This is a genomic window from Halococcus salsus, assembly GCF_009900715.1.
GTDB classification, from domain to species: domain Archaea; phylum Halobacteriota; class Halobacteria; order Halobacteriales; family Halococcaceae; genus Halococcus; species Halococcus salsus.
Genome location: NZ_JAAAJC010000003.1, coordinates 131,201 through 154,243, shown reverse-complemented (window position 1 = coordinate 154,243; position 23,043 = coordinate 131,201). Strand labels below are relative to the sequence as shown.

Annotated in this window: 24 protein-coding genes; 10 read left to right on the top strand and 14 right to left on the bottom strand. The window is 66.8% G+C overall.

Features of this window, described 5'->3' with window-relative positions:
- Positions 1-121: 121 nt before the first annotated feature.
- Genes GT355_RS10330 through GT355_RS10320 form a run of 3 tightly spaced genes read left to right on the top strand, consistent with a single transcriptional unit; the run spans position 122 to position 3,048 of the window.
- A complete protein-coding gene (locus tag GT355_RS10330; RefSeq protein ID WP_120072354.1) occupies positions 122-1,291 on the top strand; it encodes an enolase C-terminal domain-like protein in 1,170 nt (389 codons plus the stop codon).
- Between the two features lie 55 nt (positions 1,292-1,346).
- Positions 1,347-2,228: an MBL fold metallo-hydrolase gene (locus tag GT355_RS10325; RefSeq protein ID WP_160134566.1), complete on the top strand. Its 882-nt coding sequence runs from the start codon at positions 1,347-1,349 to the stop codon at positions 2,226-2,228.
- A gap of 25 nt (positions 2,229-2,253) precedes the next feature.
- Complete coding sequence (locus tag GT355_RS10320) at positions 2,254-3,048, top strand: SDR family NAD(P)-dependent oxidoreductase (protein WP_160134565.1); 795 nt, start codon at positions 2,254-2,256, stop codon at positions 3,046-3,048.
- A 392-nt stretch (positions 3,049-3,440) separates the two neighbouring features.
- Here GT355_RS10320 and xacF read toward each other — a convergent pair whose 3' ends face one another.
- A complete protein-coding gene (xacF, locus tag GT355_RS10315) occupies positions 3,441-4,904 on the bottom strand; it encodes a 2,5-dioxovalerate dehydrogenase (RefSeq protein WP_192928001.1) in 1,464 nt (487 codons plus the stop codon).
- Between the two features lie 125 nt (positions 4,905-5,029).
- Between xacF and GT355_RS10310 the strand changes: the two genes are divergently transcribed.
- The 5 genes from GT355_RS10310 (at position 5,030) to GT355_RS10290 (ending at position 8,121) form a co-directional block, all read left to right on the top strand.
- Positions 5,030-5,896 (top strand): fumarylacetoacetate hydrolase family protein, encoded by an 867-nt coding sequence (locus tag GT355_RS10310; RefSeq protein WP_120072362.1) that lies wholly within the window; start codon positions 5,030-5,032, stop codon positions 5,894-5,896.
- Positions 5,897-6,055: 159 nt separating this feature from the next.
- Complete coding sequence (locus GT355_RS10305; protein WP_160134563.1) at positions 6,056-6,466, top strand: type II toxin-antitoxin system death-on-curing family toxin; 411 nt, start codon at positions 6,056-6,058, stop codon at positions 6,464-6,466.
- A 35-nt stretch (positions 6,467-6,501) separates the two neighbouring features.
- Positions 6,502-6,657, top strand: a complete 156-nt coding sequence (locus GT355_RS10300; protein WP_160134562.1) for a hypothetical protein — start codon at positions 6,502-6,504, stop codon at positions 6,655-6,657.
- Between the two features lie 183 nt (positions 6,658-6,840).
- Complete coding sequence (locus GT355_RS10295) at positions 6,841-7,245, top strand: DUF7694 domain-containing protein (protein ID WP_160134561.1); 405 nt, start codon at positions 6,841-6,843, stop codon at positions 7,243-7,245.
- 57 nt (positions 7,246-7,302) lie between these two features.
- Positions 7,303-8,121 carry an alpha/beta fold hydrolase gene (locus GT355_RS10290; RefSeq protein WP_160134560.1) on the top strand — a complete coding sequence of 273 codons (819 nt, stop codon included), beginning with the start codon at positions 7,303-7,305 and terminating at the stop codon, positions 8,119-8,121.
- Positions 8,122-8,165: 44 nt separating this feature from the next.
- Here GT355_RS10290 and rpiA read toward each other — a convergent pair whose 3' ends face one another.
- The 3 genes from rpiA to GT355_RS10275 form a co-directional block, all read right to left on the bottom strand.
- Positions 8,166-9,035, bottom strand: a complete 870-nt coding sequence (gene rpiA, locus GT355_RS10285; protein WP_160134559.1) for a ribose-5-phosphate isomerase RpiA — start codon at positions 9,033-9,035, stop codon at positions 8,166-8,168.
- 7 nt (positions 9,036-9,042) lie between these two features.
- The gene (locus tag GT355_RS10280; protein WP_160134558.1) at positions 9,043-10,083 is read right to left on the bottom strand and encodes an NADP-dependent phosphogluconate dehydrogenase; all 1,041 of its coding nucleotides are present in this window, start codon (positions 10,081-10,083) and stop codon (positions 9,043-9,045) included.
- Between the two features lie 131 nt (positions 10,084-10,214).
- Positions 10,215-11,228, bottom strand: a complete 1,014-nt coding sequence (locus tag GT355_RS10275) for an AIR synthase family protein (RefSeq protein ID WP_160134557.1) — start codon at positions 11,226-11,228, stop codon at positions 10,215-10,217.
- A 128-nt stretch (positions 11,229-11,356) separates the two neighbouring features.
- On the opposite strand from GT355_RS10275, the gene GT355_RS10270 reads away from it, so the two are divergent.
- Positions 11,357-11,617, top strand: coding sequence for a MarR family transcriptional regulator (locus tag GT355_RS10270; RefSeq protein ID WP_160134556.1), 261 nt, complete (start codon positions 11,357-11,359; stop codon positions 11,615-11,617).
- A gap of 51 nt (positions 11,618-11,668) precedes the next feature.
- On the opposite strand, the gene GT355_RS10265 is transcribed toward GT355_RS10270, so the two are convergent.
- The 7 genes from GT355_RS10265 to dnaJ form a co-directional block, all read right to left on the bottom strand.
- The gene (locus GT355_RS10265; protein ID WP_160134555.1) at positions 11,669-13,459 is read right to left on the bottom strand and encodes a right-handed parallel beta-helix repeat-containing protein; all 1,791 of its coding nucleotides are present in this window, start codon (positions 13,457-13,459) and stop codon (positions 11,669-11,671) included.
- A gap of 76 nt (positions 13,460-13,535) precedes the next feature.
- Entirely contained in the window at positions 13,536-13,778 is a 243-nt protein-coding gene (locus tag GT355_RS10260) for a hypothetical protein (protein WP_160134554.1), read from the bottom strand.
- A gap of 129 nt (positions 13,779-13,907) precedes the next feature.
- Complete coding sequence (aceB, locus tag GT355_RS10255; RefSeq protein ID WP_160134553.1) at positions 13,908-15,209, bottom strand: malate synthase AceB; 1,302 nt, start codon at positions 15,207-15,209, stop codon at positions 13,908-13,910.
- A gap of 115 nt (positions 15,210-15,324) precedes the next feature.
- The gene (aceA, locus tag GT355_RS10250; protein ID WP_160134552.1) at positions 15,325-16,380 is read right to left on the bottom strand and encodes an isocitrate lyase; all 1,056 of its coding nucleotides are present in this window, start codon (positions 16,378-16,380) and stop codon (positions 15,325-15,327) included.
- Positions 16,381-16,612: 232 nt separating this feature from the next.
- Complete coding sequence (locus GT355_RS10245) at positions 16,613-17,725, bottom strand: hypothetical protein (protein WP_160134551.1); 1,113 nt, start codon at positions 17,723-17,725, stop codon at positions 16,613-16,615.
- A 63-nt stretch (positions 17,726-17,788) separates the two neighbouring features.
- Entirely contained in the window at positions 17,789-18,616 is an 828-nt protein-coding gene (locus GT355_RS10240; RefSeq protein WP_160134550.1) for an MBL fold metallo-hydrolase, read from the bottom strand.
- Positions 18,617-18,986: 370 nt separating this feature from the next.
- Positions 18,987-20,174, bottom strand: coding sequence for a molecular chaperone DnaJ (gene dnaJ, locus GT355_RS10235; protein ID WP_160134549.1), 1,188 nt, complete (start codon positions 20,172-20,174; stop codon positions 18,987-18,989).
- 107 nt (positions 20,175-20,281) lie between these two features.
- On the opposite strand from dnaJ, the gene GT355_RS10230 reads away from it, so the two are divergent.
- Positions 20,282-20,965 (top strand): helix-turn-helix domain-containing protein, encoded by a 684-nt coding sequence (locus tag GT355_RS10230; protein WP_160134548.1) that lies wholly within the window; start codon positions 20,282-20,284, stop codon positions 20,963-20,965.
- A 37-nt stretch (positions 20,966-21,002) separates the two neighbouring features.
- Here GT355_RS10230 and GT355_RS10225 read toward each other — a convergent pair whose 3' ends face one another.
- The 3 genes from GT355_RS10225 to GT355_RS10215 all read right to left on the bottom strand — a co-directional run bounded on the left by GT355_RS10225 (position 21,003) and on the right by GT355_RS10215 (position 22,981).
- Positions 21,003-21,734, bottom strand: a complete 732-nt coding sequence (locus tag GT355_RS10225; RefSeq protein ID WP_160134547.1) for an RNA methyltransferase — start codon at positions 21,732-21,734, stop codon at positions 21,003-21,005.
- Entirely contained in the window at positions 21,734-22,228 is a 495-nt protein-coding gene (locus tag GT355_RS10220) for a DUF8114 family protein (RefSeq protein ID WP_160134546.1), read from the bottom strand. Before GT355_RS10220 ends, GT355_RS10225 begins: the two co-directional genes overlap by 1 nt.
- Positions 22,229-22,336: 108 nt before the next feature.
- Complete coding sequence (locus GT355_RS10215) at positions 22,337-22,981, bottom strand: hypothetical protein (protein ID WP_160134545.1); 645 nt, start codon at positions 22,979-22,981, stop codon at positions 22,337-22,339.
- Between the last annotated feature and the right edge of the window lie 62 nt (positions 22,982-23,043).

The window sequence follows — 23,043 nt, the reverse complement described above, 5'->3', positions numbered from 1 at the left end:
TCCGCACCCGCCCGAATGAGCGTTTCGAGTGGTCGATTCGCCCCTCCGTGCGTCACGGTAGCACGTTTGCGGCGAGCCGAACTGCCCGGCTTTTTACCCTCGGCTTTCGTAGCCGGCGGATATGGCACCGGAGATCACCCGGATCGAGACCACCGAGTTCAGCTATCCGCTCGAAGACGTGGGGTCGGACACCGGCTTCAACCTCGTCTACGACCCGGGCGAGACCACGAACCGACGGCTGTTCTCGATCCGCATCCACACCGACGACGATATCACTGGTGAGTTCATCGGCGGCAACTCGCCCGCGTTCGCGGAGTTCCACGAGGTCGCCGACTACCTCATCGGCAAGAACGCGCTCAACCGCGAGCGCCACTGGTCCGAGATGAAGCGCGGCCTCCGGAAGTACGACCGGATGGGGATGGGCCCCGTCGACATCGCGCTCTGGGACCTCGCGGGCAAGTACTACGACGCCTCGATCTCGGAGCTCCTCGGGCGCTACCGCGACCGGCTCCCGACCTACGCCTCGACCTACCACGCCGACGATAACGGCGGACTCGACTCCCCGGAAGCCTACGCCGACTTTGCCGAGGAGTGTCGCGAGCTGGGCTACGGCGGGTTCAAGATCCACGGGTGGGGCGGCAGCGACGAGCGCCGCGACGTCGACCGCGAGGTCGAGACCGTGACCGCGGTCGGCGAGCGCGTCGGCGACGACATGGACCTGATGATCGACCCGGCCTGCGAGCTCGAGACCTTCGGCGACACCATGAAGGTCGGCCGCGCGTGTGACGAACAGGAGTTCTTCTGGCTCGAAGACCCCTACCGCGACGGCGGTATCTCCCAGCACGGCCACCGCAAGCTCCGTCAGAACCTCGACACCCCGCTGCTCCAGACCGAGCACATCCGCGGGCTCGAAGTCCACACCGACTTCGTCGACGCCGAGGCGACGGACTTCGTTCGCGCCGACCCCGAGTACGACGCGGGTATCACCGGCGCGATGAAGATCGCCCACATGGCCGAGGGCCACGGGCTCGACGTCGAGATCCACTCCCCGGGCCCCGCCCAGCGCCAGTGCATGGCGGCCATCCGGAACGCGAACTACTACGAGATGGCGCTCGTCAACCCCGAGTGCGACAACACCCAGCCCCCGATCTACGAGGGCGGCTACGAGGACCAACTCGACACCGTCGACAGCGAGGGCACGGTGCCCGTCCCCGACGGCCCCGGCCTCGGCGTCGAGTACGACTGGGACTACATCGACGGGCAGAAGAAGGGCGGCCGGACCTACGAGTAATCGAATCCGCTCGCTCGACGGATTTTATTAGGCGGGCGCACGAACTCGTTCGGGTATGGTCCACTCCACCTGGGGCGACTGGTTCGTTCGCGACGAGGTCGAGGCCGTCGAACCCGATGGGCTCTCGATATGGTATCTCGGCTGTAACGGCTACGTCCTCCGGACACCCGAGACGACGGTCTACCTCGACCCGTACTTCGGGGACGGCACCCCGCCGCGTACCATTCGGATGATCCCCGTGCCGATGGACCCCGCCGACGCGACGCAGTGTGACGCCGTCTGCGTCACCCACGAACACATCGACCACATGCATCCACCGTCCTACGGCCCGCTGGTCGAGGACCTCGGGGCGGACATCTACGCCCCCGAGGCGTCCTACGACGAGCCCGACTACGACGGCGAGATGCGCGCCCCGGACGACCGAAAGAACGTCGTCGACGTCGGCCAGGACATCGAGGTCGGCGACCTCTCGATCCACGTTCGCGGCTCGAACGACCCGGATGCGATCGAACCCGTGAGCTACGTCGTCGAACACGACTCGGGCACCTTCTTCGCGGCGGGCGACTCCCGACCCGCGGAGGCCTTCTCGGACATCGCCGACGAGTTCGACATCGACCTCGGGGTGCTCGCCTACGGCACCGTCGGCAACATCTACCACAGCGAGGACGACCCCACCGCGACCTATCCGACCGATTGGTACAACGACGGCAACCAGGTCGTCGAGGCGGCGAACGATCTCGACCTCGACAGGTTAGTTCCGGTCCACTGGGACATGTGGAAGAACGTGGGGGCGGACCCGAAGACCATCGCCGAGTACGCGACCTCCTTCGCCGCCCCGCACGTGGTCGAGACCATCAGCATCGGCGACCGGCTCGATATCGACCAACCTGGTGTCGTGGGCTTTCGCGACCACAGAGAAAGCCAGCATCGGACTTAAGCCGGCGACGGCCACAGAGGGTGGCATGGGAACCGCGAACTTCGATTTCAGCGACGAGACCGTGATCGTCACCGGCGGCAGTGCGGGGATCGGCCGGGCCATCGCGCTCGGGTTCGGCGAGGCCGGAGCCACCGTGATAACCGCCGACGTCCGCGAGGACCCGAAGATGGAGGGCGAGGACGTCCCGACCCACGAGCTCATCGCCGAGTCCGGCGGTACGAGCGAGTACGTCGAGACCGACGTCTCGGACCCCGCGGAGATCGAGTCCGTCGTCGAGGCCGCCCGCGAGTACGGTGGCGTAGACGTGATGGTCAACAACGCCGGCGTCCAGCACTCGGAACCCTTCCTCGACGTCGAGCAGGAGGACTTCGACCTGCTTCACCACACCAACATCCGGGGGGCCTTCTTCGGGACCCAAGCCGCCGCTCAGGACATGATCGACCGCGACGAGCCGGGGAGCATCGTCAACACCGCCTCGATCTCCTCGGAGGTCGCCCAGTTCGGCCAGGTCCAGTACGATTCGACGAAGGGCGCGATCAAGATGGTCACGCGGGGCGCGGCGCTCGAACTCGCCGAGCACGACATCCGCGTGAACGCCATCGGCCCGGGCCAGATCGCCACCGAGTTCACCGAGGGCTGGTCGGAGGAGGCCCAGGAGGCCGCGAGCGAGGGCGGCGAGGGCTTCATCAAACCCGTCCCGCTCGGTCGTGAGGGCCACCCCGACGACAACGCGGGCGCGGTGCTCTTCCTCGCGAGCGAGGACGCCTCCTACATCACCGGCCAGCTCCTCTTCGTCGACGGCGGCTGGACCGCGATCTAACAACGACCTTTTGCTGCGGTCGTTCGCTCGCGTTGCTCGCTCACTCCCTGGCAAAATGTCGATCAAAAGCCGTCGTCACCCCACTCGCTCCGCTCGGGGGTTCCTCGGCCCGCTCGCTCCCTTCGGTCGCTCGCGGTACAATGACTCACCTTCCGCAACCGCTCCACAACCACCCAACACCGCCTCCGCCGAAGCCCTCGCGCCCTCCGGGCGCTCGCCCTTCATCCGCCAGGTTCCGCAGCTATCGCCGCGCCGCTCCCGCACCGCGGCCGCGGCGGGCCGCCCACCGCGCGGGCGGCTGGGATTCGATGGGACGGAGCCACTGCGATTGCTACTGAGCGTGAGAAAAGAACGGCGCGTGGAGCGCCGAAAGCGGCGAAAGAACGCGCTGTCTAGTACGAGTCGTAGACCGTCTTGATGATCGTGAAGTAGTTCATGCCTTCCTCGCCCTGCTCGCGGTAGGTCTCGCTGGAGGAGGCGTTCATCCCGCCGAACGGGACGTGGAGTTCGAGGCCGGTCGTCGCCTCGTTGACCTTCACGATACCGAAGTCGATCTCGTCGACGAACTGGTTGGCCTCGGAGTGGTCGTCGGTGACGATACCGGCGGCGAGACCGTACTCGACGTCGTTGGCGAGCTCGATGGCCTCGTCGATGTCGGAGTAGGTCAGGACGCCGACGAACGGCCCGAAGACCTCCTCCTGCATCACGGTCGCGTCACTGTCGAGCCCGGAGAGGACCGTGGGCTCGACGAAGTGACCGTTCTCGAACTCGTCGCCCTCGGGTTCGCCGCCGCCGTACTCGATGGTTGCGCCCTCGTCCTCGGCGGTCTGGATGTAGTCCAGCGTGTTCTCGAGTTCGCTCTCGCTGGCCTTCGGGCCCATGCCGGGGTCCTCGACGCCGTGACCGATCTCGGTGTTCTCGGCACGCTCGACGAGCGCGTCGATGAACTCGTCCTCGACCGACTCGTGGACGATGACCCGCTCGGTCGCGGTACACGCCTGGCCGGTGACGCCGAAGGCACCACCCGAGACGATGTCGGCGGCCTGCTCGATGTCGGCGCTCTCGGTGATCACGGTCGGGTTCTTCGAACCCAGCTCGGTCTGGATGCGCTTGTGGGCGTCGGTGGCCTGCTCGTAGATCATGTCGCCGACCTGGCGGCTCCCGGTGAACGAGACCGCGTCGACCTCGTCGTGTGTGACGATTGGCTGGCCGACGTTCTCACCGCTGCCGGTCAGGACGTTCACGACACCGTCGGGGACGTCGTGTTCCTCGGCGGCTTCGGCCATGCACTCCATGACCTTGAGGTAGACCGTCGGGGCTTCCTTCGAGAGTTTACAGACGACGGTGTTCCCGGTCGCGAGCGCGGGTGCCATCTTCCAGGCCGGGATCGCGATGGGGTAGTTCCACGGCGTGATGAGGCCGGCGACACCCATCGGCTCGCGGACGGTGTAGAGGTTCTGGCCCTGGGCGCTCGGGTTGTAGCTCTCGCCGGCGTAGTCCATCGCGCGCTCGGCGAAGTAGTAGAAGATGTCCACCGCGCGGCCGGTCTCGCCGGTCGCCTCGGAGAGGGTCTTCCCCTCCTCGCGCGAGAGCGTCTCGGCGAGCTCGTCGCGGCGCTCGTCCATCTTCTTCGCGGTCGTCCGGAGGAACGCCCCGCGGTCCGGACCGGGGGTGTTCTTCCAGGCGTCCCGCGCGGCCGCGGCGGCCTCGATGGCCCCGTTGGCGTCGGCCTCGCTCGACTGCTGGCACTCGGCGACGACCTCGGTGGTGTCCGAGGGGTTGACGACCTCGAAGGTCTCGCCGGTCTCGCTGGCGCGCCACTCGCCGTCGACGTAGTTCTCGAAAGTCTGTGTCATCACCTCCCCCTCGGAGCCGACCACCCCTTTTCTTTTCGGTTGTGTTGGCAAGTAAACCGATCGATCGTGACAGATCTCGGGCTCCAACCGGGGTGACTTTTGTGCAGGGAGGTCGTACCGTGGCCATGCGATACTACCGCACCACGCTCGATGACGTGCCGAAGTTCGTCGTCCGCGACGACGAGAAGGCCTACGACCTGACGGCAGCCCGCGACGGGCTCACCTCGTTCGTCGACCTCGCCACCGTCGCCGAGGTCGAGGGAACCACCGTCGACGAGGTGGCCGAGGGGGTCATCGACGACGCGCCGCTGCTCGACGCCGGTGCGGTCGTCGAGAACGTCACGATCCCGGCGATGCCCGACGAGGTCTGGGCCGCGGGTGTGACCTACCAGATCAGCAGCGACGCACGCGAGGAGGAGAGCGGTCGTGGCGAGATGTACCAGGGTGCCTTCGAGAACGAGCGCCCGGAGATCTTTTTCAAGGCGACCCCCGAGCGCACGATGGGGCCCGGCGAGGCCGTCGGGGTCAGAAGCGACTCGGACTGGGACGTCCCCGAACCCGAACTCGCGGTCGTGGTCTTCCGGGGCGAGATCGTGGGCTACACCATCGGTAACGACATGTCGAGCCGGTCGATCGAAGGGGAGAACCCGCTCTACCTCCCGCAGGCCAAGATCTACGACCGATGTGCCGCTATCGGCCCCTGCATCGCCTCGCCAGAGACCGTCGGCGACCCCAACGACCTCGACTTCTCGATGACGATCGAGCGCGACGGCGAGACGATGTTCGACGGGGCCACCTCGACCGACCAGATGGTGCGCACGCCCGAGGAACTCGTCTCGTACCTCACGCGCCACAACGCGATCCCCGAGCTCTCCGTGTTGATGACCGGCACCTCGCTCGTCCCCGACGACTTCACGCTCGAAGAGGGCGACCACGTCTCGATCGACATCGAGAACATCGGACTGCTCGAGAACCCCGTCGTCGAGGTCTAAGCTGCAAACGTGGCTTGTAACTACCAGTCATTGCTTTTCGCGACGGAATTCCGCCGATTTCTCTCAAGCATGGCTGGCGTTTCGATTGCTTTAGCCCCGTGTTGGTCTATTGCAAAGAGATGTATGGACACGGCTCGACTCGTCGGTGAATGAAGACGGATGAGCGCTGAGGAGCTTCTCTATCCGACGATTGAGGACGTTCACACGATGCATGAGGATATTATCACCAACGACCCGAAAGCCGACGGTGGTGTCAAAAACCCGGGTGGAGTTGAGTCGGCGCTGCTCTATGTCTCGGTCGGATATTACAATCAAGTTCCCGAAACCATCCACGAGAAGGCGGCTCACCTCATGCGCCTGCTCGCAGCAGGACACGTGTTTTGGGACGGGAACAAACGAACGGCGCTGAATGCAACCGAGACGTTCTACGACCTGAACGGATACGAATTCAATCACGACGATAGCGGGGTTCGGGCGATCCTCCGTGAGTTCGCCACTGACGAATCGAGCGTGGACATGGATGCAGTAGTGTCGTACTGTGAATCCCATGCCACGAAGGCCGAAGAGTAAAAACCGATGGACCACCAAACAAGGAGCGGAGAACCATGGACGAGATAGCTCACCGCGAAATACGGAAAGAGCTTCGTAGGCAGGCGCGGACGGCCGAGAACGATACTGACCGGCGCAAGGCGGTGCGTGAACTCGCGAAGATCAACCGCGAAGTCAACGCGAAGACGTACACGAAGCTCGCTGAGGAGTAAGGTTTTCACCTCGTCACAGCAGCACCCGATATGCCGCCGAACCTCACCCTGTAGCAACGGTTCAAAACCGACTCGCTCGCCGTACCTCCAAGCAGCCAGTCCTCGGAGCGGGTTCGATTAGGCCGTCATCCCTCGGCATCGTTCGGCGAAACGTTCTCGTCCATCGGCGAACACGGAGCCTTCATGGATCGAGACGAGGACCGATCGGACGACGGATCGCCCGTGACGGGCATGCGGATCCCGCCGGGCGTCGAGACGCACGGCGACTACCACGTCGTCGACCGCGGCGACCACGAGACCTCGTGGGGGCGGTTCACCCACGTCGAGATCCACCGGGTCGACGACTCGCCGACCCACGACTGGTACGACCTCTTCGAACTCAAGAACGAGCTCTTCGGCGAGGACCGGGCGGCGCTCGAAGTCTACCCGCCGGCCGAGCGCCTCGTCGACGACACCAACTCCTATCACCTCTGGGTGCTCGAAGCGGATGCCGAACTCCCCTTCGGGATCCACGACGCGGACTCGACGAACCGGGGGACCGTCATCCCCGGCCGACGTTCCGACGCCGAGGACGCACCCGACCGATAGCGCGCCGTCCCCGAATCGGATGACAAACGCCTTCTCGCCGACGGACGAACCCCGCTCGTGGATCTCCCCGACCGGTGGACGACCGAGGCCGTCTCGGTCGACGGCGTCCACCTCCAGTGCTATCGGACGGGTAGCGGCCCGCCGATACTCATGGCTCACGGGCTCTACGACAACGGCCGCCGGTGGCTCCCGCTCGGCTCGGACCTCGCCGCCGACTACGAGATCGTCGCCTACGACGCCCGCGGTCACGGCCGCTCGGACGCACCCGAGACGGGCTACGATATCGATACGCGGGTCGCGGACCTCGTTTCTCTGATCAGGGAACTCAACCTCGCGAACCCGATCCTCCTCGGACATTCGATGGGCGCGGCGACGGTCGCGTGGGCGGCCGCGACCCACCCCGACCTCCCGCGCGGGCTGGTGCTCGAAGATCCTGCCCGATTCCGCGACCTGCCGGACGTGGACACCGACGAGACACGGGCCCGCGCCCGCGAACACCTCCGCGAACGGCAGGCGCGCTCGGTCGAAGCGCGGGTCGCCGACTACGACGACGAGCACGATACAGAACATATCAGACGGCTCGCCGAATCGGTCGACGAGTGTCACCCGAACGCGGTGAAGGTCGCCGAAGACCACCCGCCGGTGGCCGAGGCGTTCGAGGCGATCACCTGTCCCACACTGGTCTTCCGGCGCGACCTCGGTATCGAGGGGCGGCGGGCCGACCTCGACGTCGCGAACCACCTTCAGGATGGCCGGCTCGTCCACGTTCCCGACGCCGGTCACTACGTCTTCCTCGACGAGTACGAGGCAGCATACACCGAACTCCGGACCTTCCTTCGTCGGGTCTCGCGGCTCGCCGACCGAACGACGGACTGAACGCTACGGGACCGATCGCCGGCGAAAAACTTCGAGAGGTTCCCTCAGAACTCGAGGACGTCGACGTCGTCCTCGGTGCCGAGGTAGACCGTGTCGACCATGTCGAGGAAGATACCGTGTTCGAGGATCCCCGGGATCTTCTCGAGGTCGCGTGCGGTCCCCGCCGTATCGTCGAGGCCGCCGAAGTCCACATCCAGAACGAGGTTGCCGTTCGCGGTGAAGACGGGACCGTCCTTCTTGACCGCCATCCGGAGTTCGGGCTCGCCGCCCACCTCGCGGATGTCCTTCGAGACGACCTCGCGGGCGTCGGGCATGACTTCCACGGGGACGGGGAAGTCGAGCGGGTCGGTGGCCTTCTCCTCGTCGGTGGCGATGACCAGTCGATCGGCCATCGCGTCGACCACTTTCTCGCGGGCGTGGGCACCGCCGCCGCCCTTGATGACGGTGGGTTCGTCCTCGGAGTACTGGTCGGCACCGTCGATGGTGATGTCGAGTTCGGTGACGGCGTCGAGGTTCACGAGGGGAATACCGGCCTCCTTCGCGAGTTCGTGGCTCTGGAGCGAGGTCGCCACGCCGCGAACGTCTTCGAGCTCGCCGTGGCGGATCATGCGACCGATCTCGGCGACCGCCCACGCGGTCGTGCTGCCGGTGCCGAGGCCGACGTCCATACCGTCCTCGATGAGGTCCTGAGCGGTGCGGATGCCGCCGCGTCGGCGTCGGGCGTCGAAGACGCCGTCCGCGCCGGACTTGATCCGGTTCGGCGAGGGGATGACCTCGATGTGGTCTTTGATCTCCTCCTCGCTCATCTCGACGCCCGCCGCGTCGAGTTCCTCGCGTGCCTTTTCGATGGTGTCGGCCTCGCTCTCGGCCCACACCTGGATGTCGTTGTCGTCGTCGGTGAATTCTTTTGCCATGGTTGGATCAGGCGTCTTCGTCGGCCAGCGGGCCGACCGGGTCCATGTTCTCGGCGTCACGCAGGTCGTGGCGCGCCTCGTTGTCGACCCGGCCCGAGAACCGCTCCCGCCGGATGGTGTCGTCCTCGCCGAACGGGTGGGTCCCGAAGCCGTGTCGCATCAGCGCGATCGCACGGTAGGCGTGACGTTGTTGGCCCCGTGATTTGAAGAGTTCGGTCACCGACTGGGAGATGACGGGAATCGGCGTCTCGCCCTTGTAGGCCTCGCTCACGAGCCAGTTGACCTCGCCGGTGTCCTCGATGTAGTTCGGGATCTCCTCGAAGTCGGGGGCGTCCGACTGCTGGTCCTCTTTGCGCAGGCCCATCTCCATCAGCTTGACGAGCCAGCTCTCGATTACCGCCCCGTTCGACCAGTTGTGGAAGACGTCGGCCATGTCGACGTCGAACTGGCCGGACTTGAGGAGCTCGACCCCCTCGGCGATCGACTGGAGCATCCCGAACTCGATGCCGTTGTGGACGAGCTTCACGAAGTGGCCGCTGCCCGGCGGGCCGACGTGGAGCAGACCGCCCTCCACGGAGAGCGTGTCGAGGTAGGGTTCGGCGATCTCGAAGCCCTCCTCCTTGCCGCCGACCATGAAGCAGGCCCCCTCGCTCGCCCGGGGCGGGCCGCCGCTGGTCCCGGTGTCGAGGTAGTAGACGCCCTCGTCCCAGGCGCGCTCCTCGCGGCGCATCGAGTCGCGCCAGAAGGAGTTCCCGCCGTCCATCACGACGTCGCCCTCGTCGAGCACTTCGAGGAGGCTGTCGAGTTCGCTGTCGATCAGGTCGCCGGCGGGCAGCGAGAGGTAGACCACCCGTGGCGTGTCGAGCTCCTCGACGAGCGTGTCGTACTCGCCGGCGTCGTGGACCTCGACGCCCTCGTCTTCGAGGTCCGGGCGGTCCTCCGTGTCGAAGCCGACCACCCGAATGTCCTTCTCGACGGCCTGTTTCGCGAGGTTACCGCCGATCTTTCCGAGTCCGACGATCCCCAGTTCTTGGTTTGTGTCTGCCATGATTGTGTTTCAAGCTGGTCCGTCACCTATCCGCGTGGCGACGGTCGCCCATTACGGGCGCTCACTCGGTGGGTCGAAGCACGGGAGTATAGAAGTGTCGCCTGCATTCGTTGTCGGTCGCCCGCGACCCCTCAGTCCGCTCCCCCGGCGTAGTCGGCGTAGACGTCCCACGAGCGGTCGACTCGCGGGTGGTCGAGCCGACTTCCGTCGACGAACGCCCCCTCGCCCCCGTCGACGCGACCGACGACCGCGGCCGTCGTCCCGCGGTCGGCGAGCGCGTCGAGGACTTGGTCAGTGCCCGCCGGGTCGACCGCGACCAGGAGGCTCCCGGAACTCGTCACGCGCCACGGGTCGAGGTCGTGATAGGTACAGACGGGTTCGACGCCGGGGCGCATCGGGACGGCCTCGCGCTCGACGTCGATCCGGACCCCGGCGCTCCCGGCGAACTCGCAGAGCGCGGCGGCGAGCCCGCCCTCGGTGACGTCGTGCATCGCCGTCACCGGGCCGGCGGCCGCGGCGGTGAGCGCGTCGCGCACGCCGCGCGCCTCGCCGAACCGCTCGCGGGCGGCGTCGAGGGTCGATTCGGGGAGATCCATCTCGTCGCCGAACAGCGTCGTCAGGAGCCCGACGGCCTCGACGCCCGGTCCCGTGGTGAGCAGGAGGTCGTCGCCGGGCCGTGCGCCGTCGGGGGAGACCATCTCCTCGGGGTCGCCGACCGCCAGCACGGTGGCTCCGCCGACCCACGGGTACGAACAGCCCGCGTAGCGCGCGGTGTGGCCCGCGACCACGCTGGTTCCCAACTCACGCGCCTCCTCGTCGATGGTTTCCCAGACCGTCGCGAACTCCGCGTCGGTCATCTCGGGTGGGAGGGTGAAGTTCACCGAGAGGTACGCCGGCGGGAGGCCCGAGACCGCGACGTCGGCACAGACCACGTCGAAGGCGAACCGCGCGGCGCGCTCGAAACCGAGGTCGGGGACGATCGATATCGGGTCCGTCGCCACCACCAGCGAGCGTTCGCCAACGTCGACGACCCCGAAATCGACGCCGTGTCGTGGCCCCACCCGGACCTCCGCCCGCGAGGCACCCAGGTGGGGGTAGATATGCCGGTCGAAGAACCGCCCGTCGACCTTGCCGGAGTCGGGCATGGTTCGTCTACGAACTCAGTGGTAAAACCCGGTTCGATCCCCGGAACTAGTCAGACGAGTTTATAATCCAGCTTTCAAGTTATTGGATCTCCGATACGTTTATTCGCGTTCCGGCCCTACGTATTTCGATGAGTAGATCCGAATCGGGATGGACGGACGGTCTCTCGCCGAGCGCGAAGCTCGTCGTGAAGGTCCTCGAGTACCGGGGGTCGCTCACCCAAAAGGAGATCATCGAACAGTCGCGGCTCTCGGGACGAACGGTGCGGAACGCACTCGAACAGCTCCAACGTGCCGGAACCGTCGAGAAGGGGATCTGTATCGAGGACGCGCGCCAAAATCGGTACAAGCTCACGCCGCCGGTCGCGAACCGGATCGCCGGCGACGACTGAACGGGACCGACGCGACCGGGGGAGTCACGTTCCGGGCACGAACCGGCCGACTCACTTCTCGATCCGACCGTACGGCTTCCAGCGACCGGGCGACCCGGCCGCGACGCAGACCCATCCGAGGTGGCCGCCCGCGGCGGGAGCGGTGTGACGAACCCGGCTCCCGACCGCGAACGCGCCCGCCTCGGGTGGCTGGTCGCCCTCGAACGTCGCCCGAACCCCCTCGCAGTCGCTGCCGACGGTGAGCCCGGTATCGGGTACGTCGGCTCGAACGTCTCCGGAGGCCCCGTCGATCACCGTCGACTGGTCGAATCGCGTCGCGTCGTTGTCGCGCACCACCGCGTCCGTACAGTCGCGGACCCGATAGCCGACGGCTCCCGACCCGTCCCGATCCCCGATACCGTCGTTACCGGTGAGGTGGAGGTCCGTCGCCGCCACGACCGAGACGCCGACGTCGACGCCCGTGACCGTGTTGTCGTCGATCCGGTAGCGAACCCCCGCCTCGGCCCACACCCCGCCGCGAGCCTCCGGCCCGCCGACCACCTTGTTGGCCCGGATATCGACGCCACCGACCGACCCGGCGTCGGCGAAACAGGCGATCCCCCACACCGCGCCGTCGACGTCGTTGTCCGCCACCACTACGTCGGTCGAGCCGTCGCGACAGACCACGCCGATCCCACCGAGGTCCCTGAGGACGTTCCCCCTGACCGAGATGCCGTCACAGCCCTCGACCGTAACCCCGGCGTGGGCCGAATCCGGCGACGCACCGTCGGTCCCGCTTCCCGTCCCGGTTCCGTGCGCCACCCCGTAGACGTAGTTGTCGACGACTTCGCCCGCCGCACCGTCGACGGCGATGCCGGTCCCCGCGACCCGCTCGACGGTGTTGTCCCGAACCGTGACACCCCGCGGGAGCGAGTCGGGTTCGTCCTCACCGGGGTGGACCGCGATCCCCCACGCGCCGTGGTCGCGGACGGTGTTGTTCGCTATCGAGAGGTTGGTGTACTCGCCGTCGAGGCGGATCCCGCTGGATCCTCCATTGCCCTCGACGATGTTGCCGGCGACGACGACGTCGTGCCACGTCATCTCCGGGTCGCCGAGGATCCCGACCCCGGTACAGCCCCTGATCTTGTTGTCCCGTACAGTCAGGTCGTGGCCGCCGTCGCGGTGGAGGTGGACCCCGCGGCCGCAGTCCGCCGCGACGTTGCCGGCGATGTCGACGTTCCGGTTGGTGGTCCCGTCGACCACCGCGCCCTCGGTGGTGCCGTCCTCGTGCTCTACGACGAGGCCACCGTCGGAGGTCAGGTTGTCGGCCTGGTAGGCCGCGGTGTCGAGGTTCGCGGCGTAGCAGTCGGCGACCAGCACGTCCGTCGCACCCGCGATGTCGACGAGGTGCCAGTTGAGGCCGTGGGTCTGACACGCCTTCACCGCCATGTCTGCGGCCTTCGCCATCCCGATCCCGTTGCCTTTCTCGGGGTCGACTGACTCGACCGTGAGTCCCTGGATCGTGACGCGCGAGGTCTCGACGGAGCCATCGAAGCTCTTCGAGACCAGTGCTGTGGCGTCCTCGTGGCTCGGCTCGAACGCGATCGTGGCCGCCGGGCCGTAGACCACGAGGTCGGAGCCGTAGAGCAGGCTGTAGGTCGTGTAGTAGGTGCCGGCGGGGAGGTAGACGACCCCGCCGCCCTCCTCGTCGGCGGCGTCGAGCGCGGCTTGGACCGCGGCGGTGTCGTCGGTCGTTCCGTCGCCGGTCGCACCGTGGGCGGTGACGTCGTAGACCGGGTGGTGCTCCGTGAGCACGCGCTCGGCCGTCAAGCGCTCGAACACGTCGTCCGGCCGGTCGTCCATCGGATTCACCACCGGCTCCGCTGTCCCATCCTCCAAGCGAGGTCCTATCGGGGCTTGTAGCTTTCGCGCACCCCGGTTACGCCCAGTCGGGCGGGTCGAGGCTCTCGGCCTCGTCGATCGGGTGGAGACGTGCGCCGTACTTTGTCGCGAACAGCGCGTGCGGGACGTAGAAGTCGGTCTCGCCGTCGTACAGCCCGACCCCGTGGTCGTCGATACTGGTGACCTCGAAGTACGAATCGTGCTGGCGGTCGCGGAGCACGTCCCCGACCCCGAGGTCGGCGAGGTCGGGTGGCAGGTCGGGCTCCTCGTTCGGTTCCATTGGAATGCCTCCTCCGGATCCCGGAGTCGGTCGGCCGTTGTAGGTCTATTGGCGGCCGTCGGAACTCCGTCGTTAGCCGTTACGGCCGATCGACCGCTCCACCGCCGACGAAGCGGCGGGACGGGACCCTTACGTCCCGACCTCTACCGCGCGCTCGACGACGTCCTCGCCGTACATCTCCGCGAGGTCGTCGTGTTGGTCCGGGCGGTGTTCGTAGACGTCCTGGAACAGCGTGACCGGTGTCATCGCGGCCTGGTAGGTCGCCTCGTCCCACATCCGGTCCGTACTCAGGTCGACCTCGACGCCGTCGATCTCGATGGTCGTGGCGCGCTCCATCGCGATCGCGCCGGTGCCGGCGTCCCTCGCTTCCTCGAACTCCTCCATCGAGTCCACGATGTCGTCCATGCTCGGGACGTACTGGACCATGTTGAGCAACTCCTCGTGGAGGTCGTCCTCGTCGAGGTGTTGTTCGTCGCCGCCCGTGCGGAGGACGTACTCGTCGCCGCTCTCTTCGAGCGAGACCCGGTCGCCCTCGTAGACCTGCACGTCGCCCTCGTCGGTGAGTTCGACCTGGTCGCTGCCGTCGTCGAGCAGCCAGCTTCCCTCCTCCGGCGGGAGCGGGGACGTGTTCGCCTCGACAACCTGACCGGGGGTGAGCGACCAGATGCCGAGCATTCCCTTGGCCTGGTTCTCGGTCATGCGTTCGCGATACCCCTCGACGTCGCGGATGTCGTCGTAGGGGCCGTCGACCGCGATGCAGCCGTTGGCGCTCGCCCCACGCGAGGTGTTGTGGCGGAGTTCGGGCCACGGCGGGAGGTCGCCCGCGGGCGTGATGGCGCGCATGTCCTTGGTGTAGTCGACCTCACCGTCGACGAACAGGAACAGGCGTTCGAGGTTGTTGGTGGCCTTGCCCATCTCGTCGCGGAGTTTCCCCATCGCGAGCTCGGACTCGCCGGCCTCGATGATCACCGACATCGCGATGGAGCCCTCCTCGAAGCCGTACTCGTTCTCGACGATGGTGAGGAACTCGTCCGCTTTCTTCCAGTCGTCGATGTCGCCGACCTCGGGGATCACGAAGCCATCGATGTGCTCGATCGCGCCGTTCGCGGGGTCGGCGAGGTCGAGCAGGTGCTGGAGACACTGATATCTGGTCTCGGGGCTGTCGCGGTGCCAGACCACGCGGGGGTGGATCTCGCCGGGGAAGTCGGCCCCGTTCTCGGAGACGACCTCGATGATGTTCTCGACGCCCTCGTCGCGCATCGAGGGTGCGGTGGCGTCCTCGTTGTCGGGCACCCAGACGTCGGGGGCCTGCATCCCCCGGAGCCCGCTCGCGCTCCGGATCATCTTCGCGGAGTCGTCCTCGCCCTCGAGCGCGGTCGGCGAGGTGAAGAACGTCCGGACGAACTTCCTATCGTGTCTTCGTTCTGTCATTATATTGTGGGGTGGGAGTGTCGCTGCTGTTTCGTCGCGATTCGATTACCTTCTTGGTCGATCGACTACTTTAGGGTTCGGGACACCGGCAAGACCGGGCGAGGCGAGCGCCCGGTCAGTCGTCGCCGCCGTCGGCCTCCGCGGTCAGCGGGTCGCGTTCGTCCTCGGAGAAGCCCTCGGAGCCCTCGATCCGCGAGCGGGCCTCGGGGTCGAAGCGCATCTCGATGTCCTGGAACTTGTCCACGAACGAGAGTTCGTGGTGGGACTCGGTCTCGTGGTCCATGTACTTCTCCTCCAGGTCGAACTGGCCCTGTTCGGCGTTCTCCGCGAGGTTCTTCATGTCCTCGTAGGCGGCGTGGGCCCCCGAGTGGAGCGCGAACAGGGTGATGAACTGGTACTTGTAGCCCAGGTCCCCGAGCTCCTGGAAGGTGAGGGGGTCGTCCTCCTCGGACCACGCGAAGCTCGACGAGTAGTTGAACGCGAGCTTCAGGTCGGGGTGGGTCTCGTGGATCGTCTCGGCGTAGTTCACCGCGTCCTCCCGACTCGGGTCCGGCATCTCGGGCCAGACGATGTCCACCCCGGCGTCGGCGTAGATCCGCCCGCGTTCGAGGTGTTCCTCCCAGTCGCCGTTCGCCGAACCGTAGGCGTCCGTCCGGGCGATTATCACCGTGTCCTCGGACTGTTTCGCGTCGACGGCGGCCTCGAAGCGCGCCTGGGCGTCCTCGCGGGAGATGATCTGCTTGCCCGCGATGTGGCCACATCGTTTCGGCGTGACCTGGTCCTCGATGTGGATCGCGGCGACGCCGACCTTCTCGTACTCGCGGACCGCGCGCTGGACGTTGTGGATCCCGCCATAGCCCGTGTCACAGTCGGCGATCACGGGGAGGTGGGTGGCCTCGACCATTCGTTTGGCGTTCTCGACCATCTCGGTCATCGTGACCATCTCTAGGTCGGGGAAGCCGAACTGGCCGAGGACTGTCGAGTAGCCGCTCATGTAGGCGGCGTCGTGGCCGGCCATCTCCGCGAGCCGGGCGTCGAGCGCGTGGTACATCCCGGGCGCGAAGACGTAGTCCTGGGTGTTCAGCATCTCGCGCAGCTCGCGGGCTGCGGGGTTGTCGACGTCCTTCGTGAAGACGTCCGTGTCTCCGATGAGTTCTGCTGGGGTTTCCATGGTTGGTGTGTTCGAGGCGACGGACCTGCGGGCGCTGGAGCCCGTTCGCCGTCTGCATCGCCACCGACGACCGAGGCCTAAAAAACTGTTATGAATTATCATGATAATATTCTTTAGAAGGTTTCGTGTCTCGGGTCGTGACTAACGAATATATATGACGATCGATCGCGCGGTAGTCGGTGACACGGCCACGAACGACGACCTCCCGCCGTCCGGACGGGGTCCGATTCGGTCAGTCCTCGTCCCGGTCCGTCGAAACCCCACCGAGCACGTTCGAGATCTGCTCGCGCCAGTCGTCGATCGCCTCGACGTCCTCGCGGAGGTCGGCGACCGACTCCTGGGTCTCGGCGACCTCGGCGTTGGTGTCGGCGACGCCCTTATCGAGCGCGTCGATGTCGTCGGCGTTCGACTCGGTGTGGTCGTCGAGGCGCTCGATCGCGGTCGCGTTCTCGGTGGTGCGTTCGTCGAGCGCCTCGACGTCGGCCTCGATGGTTTCGAGCCGGTCGGTCATGTCCTCGATCAGCTTGCGCGCCGGGCCGTTCTCGTCGATGAAGTCCTCCAGGGCGTCGGTGTAGGCTTCGAGGTCGCTGATCCGTGACTGGAGGTGTGAGACCCGAACCTCGTGGCCGGCGTCGTTCCCGTCGAGCTCGTTCGCGAGGAGCTTCCGGTCGGGCTCGCTGAGGTCTCCATCTCGGAGTTCGGCCGCGAGTACCGCGCCGACACCACCCTCGGGAAGCGCCGCCCCCGCCCCGTCGCCTGCCGGACCCGCTGAGTCCGCGGTGGTGGTTTCGGTCGCCGTCCCCGAATCGCCGTCACCGGAGAGGTCGACCGCCTCGACGCCGCCGCGGTCGTTGTCGAGGCCGGACACCGATCCCTCGCCCGAGATGACGTCGCGGGCGGCCTGGCTGGTGTCCCGGCCCGGTGTTTCGGGGGCCGGCCCAGTTTCGGTCTCCGTTGTGGATGCGTCTTCGGCTGGCGAATCGCTCCCGTCGGCTCCGTCGACGGTGAGGGTCGGTTCGGTCATGAACGCCGCCGGGTCGATGTCGGTGTCGCGGACCCCGTAGACGGTTCTGAAGGTCTCGTTGGGTTCGATCCGGCGCTCGAAGACCGCGGTGCCGTCCCCGGCCGACCAGTGGTCGCCGCCGTAATTGGGGTTGAAACCGAGGTCCGCGGCGGCCACCGCCTCGGGCACCGGGTCGACCAGCCTGAACCTCGCGGCGTCCTCGCGTTCCGAACGGACCTCGAACGAGACGACCTGTACGGGGAACTCGTCGGATTCGTACGATTTCCTGACCGAGACCCCGTCCGCCGCGAGGTCCAGTGGCGTCGTGTCTGCGTTGCTCATCGTCGTTCGATCGGGTACGACGCCCTTAAGCTTTCAGCGGGGTCGAGCCGGGTGGTACAGGGGTCAGTAGTCGATCCGGTCGCCGATCTCGACGATCTCGAGGTGTTCGGGGTAGTCGTACGTCCGGGCGTGTGGGTGGAGGGCGGCGGGGTCCGCGGTGAGGCCCTTCCACATGTCCCAGTGGGTGGGGACGAGGGTGTCGACCTGGAGCTGGTTCGCGACCTCGATGGCCTGGTTCTCGTCCGAATACCACCGGGTTCGTTTGGGTTCCCGGGTCTCCTTGTCGAGGATCATCCCGACCGCGCCGAACGCACAGACCGCGTAGTCGATGTCGTACTCCTCGCCGATCGGTTCGAGTTCGTCGCCGGGTTTGGTGTCGCCGCCGTGGAAGAAGGTGCCTGCCGGGTGGTCGATGAGGTAGCCGACGGGGTGGGTCGCGTCGGGGTCGTTGGCGTGGGTGACCGTCACGGTAAATTCACCGATCTCGTTGGTGTCGCCCTCCGAGACCTCGACGAGCTGGTCGTCCGCGAGGTCCCACTCGTCGGTCCAGTCGTTCTCGTGCGCCACGGCGAGGCTGTCGTCGGGTGCGTAGAATTTCGCGCCCGTGCCCGCGAGGATCGGGGCCTGCGAGGGGCCGTCGACGTGGTCGGAGTGTTCGTGGGTGGCGAAGACCGCGTCGGCGGATTCGATGTCCTCGGGGTCGAACGGGATCGGGACCATTCGAACGGTCCGCGGTGGGTCCCCAGTACCCAGATAGGGATCGACGAACAGCGTCGTCTCGCCGTCGGTGAGCACGAGGCCGTTACAGCCGAGATACCAGGCCGCGACGCCTTCGGGGTCGGCGTTCTCGATCGCCTGCGGGAGCCAGTCGCCCCAGTCGGAGTGGACCATTGGCGAACCGTCGCTCGCCTCCCGCCTAAATTCCCCGGTTGTGGTGGTGCGGGTGCGGCGGAGGCGGTCGCGGTGCGGCCGCCGCGCGGTGGCGGTGTGGTGGCGGTTGCGGTGCGGGCCTGGCGGATGAAGGGCGAGACCGCGAGCGGAGCGAGCGGTCGAGGGCTTCGGCGGAGGCGGTACTGTGCGGTTTGCGGCAGCGGTGCTGAGTGGAGGGGGTAGTGATCGCACCGCGAGCGAGTGAAGCGAGCGAGCGGGCCGACGACTGACCGGAGGGAAGGAGGAGGCCTTTGATCCACATTTTGCCAGGGAGTGAGGCGCGCAGCGCCGAACGACCGCAGCAAAAGGTGGGGGTGTGAGAGGTGGGGTTCTATAGGGAGTTCTTGATCTTCTTGAAGAAGCCCTCCTCCACCTCGACCTCCTCGCCGCCGGCCTCGGCGAAGGCTTCGAGCGCCTCGCGCTGGTCCTCGTTGAGTTGGTCCGGGGTGACGACTTGGACCTTCACGAAGAGGTCGCCCTTCCCGCGTCGGCGGAGGCGGGGCATCCCCTTGCCGCCGAGCCGGAAGGTCTCGCCGCTCTGGGTACCGGACGGGATATCCATCTCGACGGTGCCCGAGAGGGTGGGAACCTCGATCGAGGTTCCGAAGGTGGCCTGCGGGAAGGAGATCGCGGCGCGGTGGGCGAGGTCGTCGCCGTCGCGCTCGAACTCGGGGTGTTGTCTGACGCTGACCTCGATCAGCAGGTCGCCCTTCGGGCCGTTGTTCTCGCCGGGTGCGCCCTCGCGTTCCATCCGGAGGGTCTGGCCGTCGGCGATCCCCGCCGGGATGTCCACCGAGAGCGTGGCCTCGTTGCGGACCCGGCCGTCGCCGCCGCAGGTGTCACACGACTCGGAGTAGAGGGTGCCGTCGCCGCCGCAGCGCCGGCAGGTCTGGGTCTGCTGAACGCGTCCGAGTGCGGTCTGTTGGACCTGCGTGGTCTGGCCCTGGCCGTCACACTCGGGACAGGTCTCGGCGTCGGCGCTTTCGGGGTGGCCCGAGCCATCACAGTCCGGGCAGGTCTCGGGTCGGGCGACGGTGAACTGCTTTTGGACGCCCTCGGCGGCCTCTTCGAGTTCGATGGTGAGGCTCGTCCGGAGGTCACGACCCTGCTGTGGGCCGTTCCGCCCGCCGCCGCGCCCGCCACCGCCGCCGAAGAACTGCTCGAAGATGTCGCCCATGCCACCGCCCATGTTGCCACCCATCCCGCCGAACGGGTCGCCGCCGCCCATGCCGCCACCCATCCCGCCAGCGCCGCCCCGTCCGCCCGCACCGCCGTCGAACCCGCCGCGTTTCTCGGCCTGCTCGAAGCGGTCGTGGCCCATCTGGTCGTAGGCCTGGCGTTTCTGGTCGTCGGTCAGCACCTCCTTGGCCTTCTTCGCCTGTTTGAACTTCTCGTCGGCGTTCGGGTCGTCGGAGACGTCGGGGTGGTACTCGGAAGCCTTCTCGCGGTAGGCCTGTTTGACCTCGTCCTCGCTCGCGTCGCGCGAGACGCCGAGCACCGAGTAGAAATCCTCGCTCATTGGTTGAGGACACTATCGGCTTGAGACACTTCAACAGAACGGCTCCTCGGCACGTGCCTCCCGTCCAGCAAAACGGTTATACGAGCTACTGTCCCATCTCCGGACGAATGAGTACCATTAGCGAGATCTCGATCCCCGCCTCGACGTTCGTTCTGGGCGAGACGCTCGAAGCGGTTCCCGAGGCCACCTTCGATATCGAGCGGGTGGTCGCCCACGACACCGAGCGAGTCTTGCCGTTCGTCTGGGCGAGCGCCTCCGACCGCGAGACGCTCGAAGACGCTCTCGACGCCGACCCGAGTGTGGAGGACGTCGAACTCCTCTCGGACCTCGAGGACGAGTGGCTCTACCGGATGGCCTGGATCGACCACGTCGAGTTCGTGGTTCACGCCCTCCTCGAAGAGCAGGCCACCGTCCTCAACGCCCACAGCGAGGATGGACGATGGCATCTCCGGCTCCTCTTCCCCGACCGGGAGTCGCTCTCGCGAACCTACGAGTTCTGCGAGGAACACGACATCCGGCTCGACGTCAAGACCATCTACGAGATGGACAGCGAGCGCCACGGCCGGTTCGGCCTCACCGAGGAACAGTCCGAGGCGCTCAGCGCGGCCTTCGAACACGGCTACTACGAGGTTCCCCGCGGCGTCTCGGTCGAGGCACTCGCCGAGAAGCTCGACATCTCCCATCAGGCGCTCTCCGAACGGTTCCGCCGCGCCCACGGTAACCTCATCGAGAACACGCTGATCATCGGTGCCGACAAGGAGACCGACTCGCGACCCACGCCCGAACTGTAGTCCTTCCTCCCGACGGTCGCCTCGTGCCCGACTCTCGCTATTCCTCGTTTCGCGCTCGCTCGACCGCCGACATCGCGCCCCGGAGCACACCGCGAAGCGTCGCGACTTCCCGGCCCGTGGGATGGGCGCGCCCGAGCAGCCGGCGGAACAGCCGGGCGGTCTTCGCACGTTTCTCGGGCGGGTGCTCGATGGTCTCCAGCAGCGTCCCGAACTGGTCGTAGAGCCCGCCGAGCGCGGCTTCGTCGGCCCGTGTGTGACGGTCGGGGTGGTGGACCTCGGCGAGCCCCAGCTCCCGGAGTTCGTAGAGGGCGACCGTCGCGGCCTGGCCGAGATTGAGCACTGGATAGTCGGGGCTCGCGGGGATCGAACACACCTCGTCGATCCGTGCGAACTCGGCGTTCGACAGCCCCGTGCCCTCGCGCCCGAAGACGAGCGCGACGTCGGCGTCGAGGCCGGCGAGGTGCTCGCGGAGTTCGACCGGCGTCTTGAACGGATAGCGGACGGGATGGCCGTCGTCCTCGCCGGTGATGGCGGTGAAGCCGACGGTGTAGTACCCCGAGACGAGGTCGTCGAAGCCGAGCACCGCGTGGTTCGGGAGGACGTCCTCGCGGGCGTGCCCCGCGAAGCCGTAGGCCTCGCCGTCGGGGTCGAGTTCCGGAGGATCGACGAGCAACAGCTCCGAGAAGCCGAAGTTCTTCATCGCCCGCGCGATGGTGCCGACGTTACCGGGGGTCCCCGCGCCGACCACCGCGACCGATATCGACCCCATTACTCGAAGTCCAGCCCGTCGAGGTCGACCGCGGTGGCCTGGCGTTCGACGTCGGCCGCCGACCCGCCGACCGCCGCCGGCACCCCCGACGGATCGGTGTCGACGTGTTCGATCCCGCCGTACCCCTCGGGCGCGCGGTTCCCGTCGGCGAACCACTCGTGGAAGGCGTCCTGGAGCTCGTCCTCGCCCCGGTAGCTCGCTCCGCCCTCCTCGCGAAACCAGTAGAGGAAGTCGGGCTCGTGGTGTTCACAGAGCACCACCTCGTGGAGGGGTTCGCCGTAGACCGACGCGGCCTCGTGGCACGCGTCGAGGTCGTCGTCGCCGTGGATCAGCCAGCAGGCGTGACACGGCGACCCGACGAGCTGGCGAAGCCGGACGACGCGGTGTCTGGTGTCGTGGTCCATGGTTTCGAGCGGCTTCACGTCCCCGTCGGCGTCGAACACCGCTCCCTCGTCGAACCGCCAGCCCCGCAACCCGATGCTGACTTTCCCCATACGTCGGATCGGTCGTTCGGGGTGAAAAATCACGCGTGTCCCCGGTCGCGACCCGTTCACCGATCCGAAGGAGGGAACGAGGGGCGGTCGCGTCGTTCGGGCCCGTCGTCAGTTCCCGCCGGTGCCGGCGATCCCGCCGACGCCGCCGTTGCCGCTGTCGCCCTCGTGGTCACCGAACTCGACCTGCTGGTTGGTGACGTCGACGCTGAACTCGGCCTGGTTCGTGTCGGTGTGTGTCGCCCCGTCGGTCGTTTCGAGCTCGGCCGTGATCTTTACGCCGATCGGGCCGACGGTCTCGGTCTCGCCGTCCTCGTCCGCCTGGAACTCCCACTTGGTCCAGGACTTCGAGTTGTCGAGCAGACTGAGCTTGTTCTCGAAGGTGTACTCGCCCTCGCCGGACTCCCCGACGTCCGAGAGCTGTGCGGTTTCGCTTCCCATCGTCTCGTACCAGTCACTGAGGTTGTTGCCCTCGGCTTCGAGGGTGAACGTGATCGATTCGGGCGACGAATCGAGGGCCGACCACGAGTAGGTGGGTTTCGGCTGGAACCAGATGTCGTTGATGGAGCCGTCCGCCGAGGTGATGCTCACGTCGTCGGCGGTGAAGGTCTGTTCTTCGAGCGCGAAGACCGGTTCGGCGGCGAAATACTGGAACCCGCCGACGCCCACCACACCGGCGACGCCGAGCGCCCCCGCCCGCCGAAGCATACCCCGCCGAGTCAATCCGCCTTCGTCGTTACCGTCGTCTTCGGACATATACCATCGTTGGTGATGCCCGAAGGTATCTCCAGTGTCTAGCTCTCTAGACTGGTCGTGAA